Here is a 7,774-nt window from a genome sequence, read left to right on the forward strand (position 1 = left end):
GCCGGTCGGCGACCGGTCAATGGGTGGAGATGGCTCTGAGGACGTTCAGCCTGGCGGCGCGGCGGGCCGGCAGGACGGCGGCGAGGATGCCCACCGCCGTCGCGACAGCGACGAAGGTGGCCAGGCTCTCCCACGGCACCGCGAGGTCGGTGATGCCCTGGTCCTGGACGATCCGCTGGAGGACGACACCGAACAGCACTCCGGCCCCGATTCCGAGCACGGCACCCAGCAGCGAGATCGCAATGGCCTCGAGGCGCACCATGCGCCGTAGCTGGCGCCTGCTGAGCCCGACGGCCCGCAGGACCCCGATCTCCCGGGTTCTCTCGACGATGCTGAGTGCCAGCGTGTTGACGATCCCCAGCGCCGCGATCACGATCGCCAGGCCGAGGAGCGCGTAGATCAGATACAGCAGCTGATCGACCTGACCACGCTGCGCGGCCGCGAAGTCTTCCTTGTTCTGCACCGTGACGGTCGGGAAGTCCGCTGTGGCGGCGTCGAGATCCTCAGCCAGTGCTGCCTTGTCGACGCCCGGCTCGGCGTTGACCGCGATCGCGGTGTCCGCCCGCTGCACCTTGGCCTCGGTCAGCGTGGAGAACGGTATGACGGCGTCGGCCACCACATAGGTGGACTCGTAGATGCCGGTGACCTTCGAGGGGATGTCTCCCGACACGAAGGACAGGACCACCTCGTCACCCACCTCGACGCCGAGCGACGACGCCCTGTCCTCGGTCAGGGCAATCTCCCGGTCGCCGACGGCTGCCGAACCGGCGGTGTACGTGATGTCGAAGATCTGTTCCAGGGCCCGGGCGTCGGTGGCATCCACGTTGAGCTGTGTCCCGTTGATCTTCAGCGAGGCGAGCTGCGATGGGGCGACCAGGCCGACGCCATCGACGTCGCGCACGTCGTCGGCAATCGAGGGCGAGAACGACTGACCGATGGCATTCGAGATCAGGAAGTCGCTCGTGAACTGCTCGTCGACGCCGGCATCGATCGATGCGCTGACGGACGAGGCGAGGATCGAGATCGTGGTGACCAGGGCCAGCCCGATCATCAGGGCTGAGGCGGTGGCGGCGGTACGCCCCGGATTCCGGAGGGAGTTCTGCGTGGCGAGCCGGCCGGTGGTGCCGAACGCCCGGGCGTAGAGCGCACCCAGCGGAGCAAGGAAGGGCACGGCGACGGCGGGGCTCATCACGGCGATCGCCATCAGAACAGCGAACATCCCCAGCCCGATCTGAGCGGCGCCCAGGCCGCCCTCACCCATCAGGCCACTCGTCAGGAGCACTCCGCCGACGACCGCGGTGACGGTTCCTCCGACGAACCGCCTTCTCAAGGAGCGTTCTGGCACGGAGACGCCGTCCCGCATGGCTTCCACCGGCGCGACCCGTGCGGCTCGTCGGGCGGGAAGGTAGGCCGCGAACATCGTCACGGTCACGCCGACGGCGTACGAGATGACCACGGTCCGGGTCGAGAAGACGAGCGATGTGGCCGACAGATCGAGTCCGAACGACGCGAAGACGGCACGCAGGCCGGCGGCGAGACCGAAGCCCAGTCCGAGCCCGGCAGTCGCTCCGAACAGGCCGACCGCGACCGCCTCGGCGAGCACCGAACGCGTCATCTGACGCCTGGATGCTCCCAGGGCGCGAAGGATCGCCAGCTCCCGGCTGCGTTGCGCGACCAGGATCGAGAACGTGTTGACGATCAGGAAGCTGCCGACGACGAGGGCGATTGCGGCGAACACCAGCAGGAACGTGTTGAGGTACCCGAGGACGGTGTCGACGATGCTCTCGAACTCGTCGGCCTGCTGCTGCCCGGTGATGGCCTCGGCGTCATCTGGCAGCAGGGGCCGGACCGCATCCACCAGCTGTCGCTGGCTGGCGCCGTCCTCGGCAGTCAGCTCGATGCTCGTGTAGGCGTCCTTGCCTCCGAGGAAGAGCTCCTGCGCGGTGCGCGTGTCGAAGATGACCATCGTCGCACCGGCCAACCCGCCCCCGACGAACTCGGCGTATCCGACCAGGGTGGCTGACACGCGGGGCTGGTCGCCTGCCGTCACCATCCGGACGGTGTCGCCGACCTCGTACCCGGCGTTCTCGGCGGACCGGCGGTCGAGGGCCACCTCGCCGGTTCTCGCGGGCTCTCGACCCTCCGCGATCGACAGCATCGGCTCACCACTGGCGTTCGGCGCGTCGCTGTAGTTGAGCGCCATGGTCGGCGCCCCCGTCCCGCCGAGCAGCTTGCCGTTGGCCTTGATGACGAACATGCCCTGCCCGTACACCGATCCGTCGGCGCGGGCGACGCCGGGTGCCGACGCCAGGGTCGGGACCAGCGAGGCGGGGAGCGTGCGCTGGTCGATGTTCACCGCCGCGCCGAGACTGGTTTCCCCGAGGCCGCTCAGGCGCACCTGGGCGTCCGCCATCGAGCCCCCGATGATGTTGTCGAAGCTCTTGGCCATCGTGTCGGTGAAGACCAGCGATCCCGAGAGGAAACCCACACCGAGAACGATGGCGATCGCGCTGAGCAGCAGGCGGATCTTCCGCGCCAGGACGTTACGCAGTGTGAAGCGCAGCATGGCCCACCCCCGTGCCAGGTCCCGGGTGCAGCGCGCCCATGCGGGCGAGGACCCGGTCCGATGTCGGAGCACGCAGCTCGTCGACGACCTTTCCGTCGGCGAGGAAGATCACGCGATCGGTGTACGACGCAGCCACCGGGTCGTGGGTGACCATCACGACCGTCTGGCCGAAGTCGCGCACGCTGCGCTTCAGGAACGCCAGGATCTCGGCGCTCGCCGTCGAGTCGAGGTTGCCGGTCGGCTCGTCGGCGAAGACGATCGAGGGCCGGCTCATGAGCGCCCGCGCACAGGCGACCCGCTGCTGCTGGCCGCCGGACATCTCGTTGGGACGGTGGCGCAGCCGGTCACCCAGGCCGACGGCGTCGATCACCGTCGCATACCAGTCGGGATCCGGCTTCCGGCCCGCGATGGCCAGGGGCAGCAGGATGTTCTCCTCCGCCGTCAGGGTCGGCACCAGGTTGTACGCCTGGAAGACGAATCCGATCCGGTCGCGCCGCAGCTCGGTCAGCGCCTTGTCCTTCAGGTGCGCCAGCTCGGTGTCACCGAGGTAGACCGTGCCCGACGTCGGGGTGTCGAGGGCGGCCATGCAGTGCACCAGCGTCGACTTGCCCGAGCCCGAAGGCCCCATGACGGCGGTGAACTCGCCGGCGAAGATGTCGACGTTCACGCCGTCCAGGGCGCGTACCTCGGCGTCGCCCCGGCCGTAGACCTTCGTCAGGCCGACGGTACGTGCTGCGATGCTTCGTGTGCTGTCGTGATGGCTGGTCATGAGTCTCCCCAAAGCAAATGAGTCGGTACGCAGCACGCTAGGGACGGCACGAGCGGGTGTCCGGGGTCGAAGGTCCCGCGGTGCAAGGGCAGCGGTCCCCGATGTCTGGTGAGGGTCAACAGACGACCGCCCCGCGATCTCGGGGGGCCGATGCGCGGGGCGATCAGGGGGCGAGGGGCGCCGCGGAGCGTGCGTGACGCTGTCCGGTCAAAGCCACGAGCGTGGCCCTCGTCCTGTCGGCCGGTGCAAACACTCCTCGTCCATGACCAATCTCGCCGTTCTCGCTGGCGACTTGAAGTGACCAAGGTCCTCAACCCGCGGGACCATCGATTCCTGTCGCTCGGGCAAGACGTACCGAGCGGCGACCGGAGGCCGATCCGATGACCATCGCCAGGCCGAGCAGGAGGAAGAAGCCGGTGGCGAACATCAAGATGGTGATGACCAGCCCGACGGCCGGGAAGGTGGCTCCGGCGTCCACGGCGACGTCGAGCCCGCGCGAGCTGTCGGCATTCATGATCACAATGGTCCAGTCGCCCTGCCGGAACGGCCAGGTGATCGTCTGGGACCCGCTGCCCTGCGCGTACGTCGTCCAGATCGGCATCGTGGCCGGCGCGGTCGACGGTGCGCGGCCGCCGGACGTCTCGCAGACGGGCAGTCGCTCGTCGCCGAAGCGGCGCTCCGGGAGCATGGTGCTCCGTCCGACCCCTTCGAGGTAGGTGTCGACAGAGCGGCTGTCGGCGATCCCGACGAAGACGGCTGAGCCATCGGCGGACCTTGCCGTGACCCTGCCGTCGCCGAGCACTGACGAGGGAGTCAGGCTTCCCGGGCCGGAGAAGTCCAGGCGCAACGACTCGGAGGTGATGGCATAGCTGTCGACCCTGCAGCTGGCTGTGGGCGCGGTGAAGAACCCGTCGTCATCGGCCAGGGTCTTCTTCGCCGTCCAGACGGCCGCGGCGCCGAACGCGAGGACGGCAGCAAGGACGAGCGAGATGATGCCGGCAACCATGATCACGGTCGCCCGCCTGCCAGCGCCGACCGGGGGATCGCTGGATGGCGAACGCTCGATGGTCCGGCTCCGGACCTGGGGTCCGGGGGTCGCAGGTGCGGGCGTCGGCCCGGTCGGCACACCGTCATCCGCGGTCCCGCCCAGGTCGAGCCTGAAGGGCGGGTACTCGTCGGTCATCAGGGCGGCATATCCGGCAACCCGCAGCGCCCAGCGCTGCATCCCGATGATGAGGTCGAAGATCGGGCGGGGGTAACGACCCGTGAACAGCAGCGTCACCCCGGCGATCAGGACGAGCAGCCCGACGAGCCCACCGCTGAGAAGGAACGGCTGTGGGTGATCCGATGCCTCGCCGGCGGCGAAGATCCCGCCGCTGACGAAGAACGCGACGACCAGGTAGTGCGGCAGTGCCAGCAGCCACCACTTGACCAGCACGAGCCCGCGCGACAGCCGTTCCGGGTAGTCCACCTCGAGATGTGCGGGAAAGTCCGGAACATCGGACAGCGTGAACGGCGGGTAGCGGTCGGTGCCCAGGGCTCCGTACGCGTAATAGGTCACGCGCCACGTCCACCGCATGACGCCGACGTTGAAGTCGAAGAGGGTCCGAGGGAATCGTCCCGTGAGCACGATGGCGAAGAACGCGATGACGCTCGAGACCGCGAATGCCAACCAGAGCGCAATGAGCACGAGGTAGTGGGGGATCGCGAGGAACCACTTGACCAGCCAGAGCCAGCGGCTGAGGTTGGGGTCGAGCTCAGCGAACACTCGCACGGGGTAAGCGGGACGCGGTGGCGAGAAGTCACGGATCGTCATGCCGCGATCGTCACCGCCGGGCAGCAGCGCCAGTCAGGTGCGACAGTCCCGTGCTCATGGGACCTTGGACTGTATTGATGAATGAAGCCCTTCGGCGATCGTGGAAGTCTCGCCGACTGGAGGAATCTCATGAACCTGCCACCGCGTACGCCGCCCGTCGTCGTCGGCATCGAGCGCGAGCAGCCCGGGCTGCTGCACTACGCCCACTCCTGGGCGGAGCGGTGGAATGCCCCGTTGCGCGTGGTCCACGCCTACAGCTTTCTCGACGTGGCATCCGAGCTCTACTCGTCCGACGACGGCACCAGCGCGCAGGACCGGGCACAGGAAGTCATCGACGACGCCCGCGACTACCTCGAGGAGCTCGGCCCGGTCCCGCTGGAGTTCAGCCTCAACGACGGCCCGGCCACCGCCGTGCTGGAGATGGAGAGCAAGCACGCCTCGGCAGTCGTCGTCGGCACCGACGACGTCAGCCGGATGCGGCGGTTCGTCGGCGCCGAGGTGGCACGCCACGTGGCGATGCACTCGTACGCACCCGTGTTCGTCGTGCCGTTCGGCACACGCGTCCAGGAGCTGAGGGATGTCGTGCTGGAGATCGACGAGCACAACATCGCCGACGGACCCATCCGCTTCGCCTTCGAGACCGCGTCGCGCGCCGGCGCCCGGCTTCGGGTCATGCATGTCGTGCCCCGCACGGTCTACCTTGCCGATCCCGCCCAACACGGCGCCCACCTGACGCGGCTCGTCGAGACGTGGCAGTCCAGGTATCCGGACGCCAAGGTCAGCCCATCCCTGGTGTGTGGTGATGTCCAGGACGAGGCCGTGATCGCGTCGACATCCGCTCAGTTGATGGTCGTCGGACGACCGAACGAGCCTCACCACGGTCAGCTGTTCGGCCTGCACGTCGCCGAAGAGGTCGTCCGCCGGTCCCAGTGCCCGGTCGTGGTCGTACCGGGTGAGTACCAGCCGTGAGGGCGCGGCGCACCGCGCGAGCGGGCAAGAGCCTGAGCCGCGACGAGCTCGAGCTGATCGACGCCTACTGGCGCGCCGCCAACTACCTGTCCGTGGGACAGATCTACCTGATGGACAACCCGCTGCTTCGCCAGCCGCTGCTGCCGGAGCAGGTGAAACCACGACTTCTCGGGCACTGGGGCACGACGCCGGGCCTGAACCTGCTGTACGCCCACATGAATCGCGTCATCCGGGACCGGGACCTCTCGGTCCTCTACGTGACGGGCCCAGGTCACGGTGGCCCCGGCCTCGTGGCGAACGCCTATCTCGACGGCACGTACTCGGAGGTCTATCCCTCGGTCTCACAGGACGAAGACGGGATGCGGGCGCTGTTTCGCCAGTTCTCGTTCCCGGGCGGCATTCCGAGCCACGTCGCACCCGAGACACCCGGGTCGATCCACGAAGGCGGCGAGCTCGGCTATGCGCTGGTCCACGCGTACGGCGCGGTGTTCGACAATCCCGACCTGATCGCGATGTGCGTCGTCGGCGACGGCGAGGCCGAGACCGGCCCGCTCGCGGCGAGCTGGCACTCCAACAAGTTCCTCAATCCCGTCACTGACGGGGCCGTGCTGCCGGTGTTGCACCTGAACGGCTACAAGATCGCGAACCCGACCGTGCTGGCCCGCATCCCCGAGCAGGAGCTGCTGGACCTCATGCGCGGCTATGGCCATGACCCGATCGTGGTGTCCGGTGACGACCCGGCCGACGTGCACCAGCAGCTCGCCGGCGCGCTCGACCGGGCCATGGACAGCATCGCGGCGATCCAACGGGCTGCCCGCGACGGCGATCAGACCGAGCGGCCGAGCTGGCCCATGATCGTGCTGCGCACCCCGAAGGGGTGGACCGGTCCCGCGACGGTTGACGGGCACGAGGTCGAAGGCACCTGGCGCTCGCACCAGGTGCCACTGGCCGAGACACGCACGAACGCCGAGCACCGCGGGCTCCTCGAGACGTGGATGCGCAGCTACCGTCCCGAGGAGCTGTTCGACGACAAGGGCAGCCTCGTGCCGGCCCTGAGGGCACTCGTCCCGGCCGGTGACCGGCGCATGAGCGCCAACCCGCACGCGAACGGGGGAATGCTCCGGCGGGACCTGGTCATGCCGGACTTCCGCGGATTCGCGGTCGACGTCGACCGCCCGGCTGCTGAGCTGAGCGAGGCCACCCGCGTGCTCGGGAAGATGCTGGCGGCCGTCATCGAGGAGAATCCCGACCGATTCCGGATCATGGGCCCGGACGAGACTGCGTCCAACCGGCTCGGAGCCGTCTTCGAGCGAACGGATCGGGCGTGGGACGCGCTCATGATCCCAGGAGACGACTCGTTGGCACCCGACGGCCGGGTCATGGAGGTGCTGTCCGAGCACCTGTGCCAGGGCTGGCTGGAGGGCTATCTGCTCACCGGCCGGCACGGGTTGTTCAACTGCTACGAAGCGTTCATCCACATCGTCGACTCGATGTTCACCCAGCACGCCAAGTGGCTCAAGTCGACCCGGCACATCCCGTGGCGGGCGGAGATCGCCTCGCTCAACTACCTGCTGACGTCCCACGTCTGGCGCCAGGACAACAACGGATTCTCCCACCAGGACCCCGGATTCCTCGACCATGTCGTCAACAAGAA

At 68.3% G+C, this 7,774-nt stretch carries 5 protein-coding genes; 2 read left to right on the top strand and 3 right to left on the bottom strand.

Annotated elements, in window-relative coordinates; all coding sequences use genetic code 11:
- Positions 1–16: 16 nt before the first annotated feature.
- The 3 genes from V6M46_RS03105 to V6M46_RS03115 form a co-directional block, all read right to left on the bottom strand.
- On the bottom strand, positions 17–2,566 hold the full coding sequence (locus V6M46_RS03105; protein WP_332662306.1) for an ABC transporter permease: 2,550 nt from the start codon (positions 2,564–2,566) through the stop codon (positions 17–19).
- Positions 2,544–3,335: an ABC transporter ATP-binding protein gene (locus V6M46_RS03110; protein ID WP_332662307.1), complete on the bottom strand. Its 792-nt coding sequence runs from the start codon at positions 3,333–3,335 to the stop codon at positions 2,544–2,546. Before V6M46_RS03110 ends, V6M46_RS03105 begins: the two co-directional genes overlap by 23 nt.
- Before the next feature lie 310 nt (positions 3,336–3,645).
- Positions 3,646–5,151, bottom strand: coding sequence for a DUF4389 domain-containing protein (locus V6M46_RS03115; protein WP_332662308.1), 1,506 nt, complete (start codon positions 5,149–5,151; stop codon positions 3,646–3,648).
- 129 nt (positions 5,152–5,280) lie between these two features.
- Between V6M46_RS03115 and V6M46_RS03120 the strand changes: the two genes are divergently transcribed.
- The gene (locus V6M46_RS03120; protein ID WP_332662309.1) at positions 5,281–6,120 is read left to right on the top strand and encodes a universal stress protein; all 840 of its coding nucleotides are present in this window, start codon (positions 5,281–5,283) and stop codon (positions 6,118–6,120) included.
- A partial coding sequence (locus V6M46_RS03125; RefSeq protein ID WP_332662310.1) for a phosphoketolase family protein occupies positions 6,117–7,774 on the top strand: 1,658 nt, incomplete at its 3' end. The genes V6M46_RS03120 and V6M46_RS03125, both read left to right, overlap by 4 nt.

The organism is Aeromicrobium sp. (assembly GCF_036676885.1).
Classification (GTDB): domain Bacteria; phylum Actinomycetota; class Actinomycetes; order Propionibacteriales; family Nocardioidaceae; genus Aeromicrobium.